Consider the following 1643-nt stretch of genomic DNA (forward strand, 5'->3'; position numbering starts at 1 on the left):
GCATTGAACACGGCCGGGAAGGTGCTGCCCTGCGTGGCGGCCGCCTTCGCGAGGTCGACGGCGGGGAACGCCACGGTGTCCAGCGGCTCGAACGTCCAGCTGGTGGCCTTGCTCCAGTCGCAGGCCCTGGCGGATCCGGGGACCCGGTCCGGCCAGCCGAGGCCGAGGGCGATGGGCAGGCGCATGTCCGGCGGCGAGGCTTGGGCGATTGTGGAGCCGTCGACGAACTGGACCATGGAGTGCACCACGGACTGCGGGTGGACCACCACGTCGATCTTCTCCAGGGGGATGTCGAAGAGCAGGTGCGACTCGATCACCTCCAGACCCTTGTTGACGAGGCTGGCGGAGTTGGTGGTGACCATGAGGCCCATGTCCCAGGTGGGGTGGGCCAGGGCGTCCTGGGGCGAGACGTCGTGCAGTTCGTCCCGGGTCTTGCCGCGGAACGGCCCGCCCGATGCCGTCAGGATCAGCCGGTCCACTTCCGCGGCGGAGCCGGAGCGCAGGCACTGGGCAATGGCCGAGTGCTCCGAATCCACGGGGACGATCTGCCCTTCGCGGGCCGCGGCCTTGACCAGGGCGCCGCCGACGATCAGGGACTCCTTGTTGGCCAGTGCCAGCGTTGCCCCGGAGGCGAGGGCGGCCAGGGTGGGGGCAAGTCCGATCGAGCCGGTGATGCCGTTGAGGACGACGTCGGCGGTGATTTCCGCGACCCGGGTGGAGGCGTCGGGGCCGGTGATGAGTTCGGGGCTGTACCCGATGAGTCCTGCCGCGCGGGCGGCGTCGTCGATCATGCGCCGGAGGGCGGAGGCATCACCGGAGGCGACACCGACAGCCTGGGCGCGGGTGTGGACGGCCTGCCGGGCCAGGAGTTCGAGGTTGCTGCCGCCGGCGCTGAGCGCGACGACCTCAAAAAGGTGCGGGGCGCCGTCGACGACGTCAATCGCCTGTGTGCCGATGGAACCGGTGGACCCGAGGAGGACGATTTTGCGCGGCTGCATGATTCAAGTATCCCGCACCGCGCCGGTGCGCCGCGTTCGCCTCGAGGTGGCACTTCACGGCAGTCGCGGCGTGCAGCAGTGCCGTGAAGTGCCAGCTCGACGCCGTCGGGTTGAGTCTTCCGCCGCTCGTTGACGCAGCAGGGCGGAGGCGTAACGTGGAAAACGTGGAGTGGACCGCGTGGTTCGACGCGCCGGAGTACGAGTTCGCCCGGCAGGTGCTGCAGCGCAGCACCGCCACCCTGTATTTCGTGGCCTTCCTCTCCTCGCTGAACCAGTTCCCGGCCCTCCTCGGCGAGCGCGGCCTGTTGCCGGTGCCGGCGTATCTCGAGGGCTTCAACCGTTTGGGCCGGCCCAGCCTGTTCCGCTGGCGCTACTCGGACCGGCTGCTGCGGACGGTGTGCTGGAGCGGCATGGCCATTGCCGCCACGCTCATCGCCGGGCTGCCGCAGCTCGGGCCGCCGTGGGTTCCGCTCATCGCGTTCCTGGCCCTGTGGCTGTTGTACATGTCGATCGTGAACGTGGGGCAGACGTTCTACGGCTTCGGCTGGGAAATGCTGCTGCTGGAGGCCGGGTTCACGGTGGCCTTCCTCGGTTCCGACCAGACTCCCCCGCCCCGGACCATCCTGATCCTGCTGGTCTGGCTGG

Annotated in this window: 1 protein-coding gene and 1 pseudogene; one reads left to right on the forward strand and one right to left on the reverse strand. The window is 69.4% G+C overall.

Annotated features, from left to right (window positions below):
* Positions 1 to 998, reverse strand: a 998-nt coding sequence (gene dxr / locus LQV45_RS30740; protein ID WP_230011055.1) for a 1-deoxy-D-xylulose-5-phosphate reductoisomerase, incomplete at its 3' end; no start/stop codon positions are given.
* Between the two features lie 164 nt (positions 999 to 1162).
* Here dxr and LQV45_RS30745 point away from each other — a divergent pair.
* A pseudogene (locus tag LQV45_RS30745) lies at positions 1163 to 1643 on the forward strand (lipase maturation factor family protein); the annotation flags it as partial.

The sequence above is a fragment of the Microbacterium sp. Bi128 genome (genome assembly GCF_918698205.1).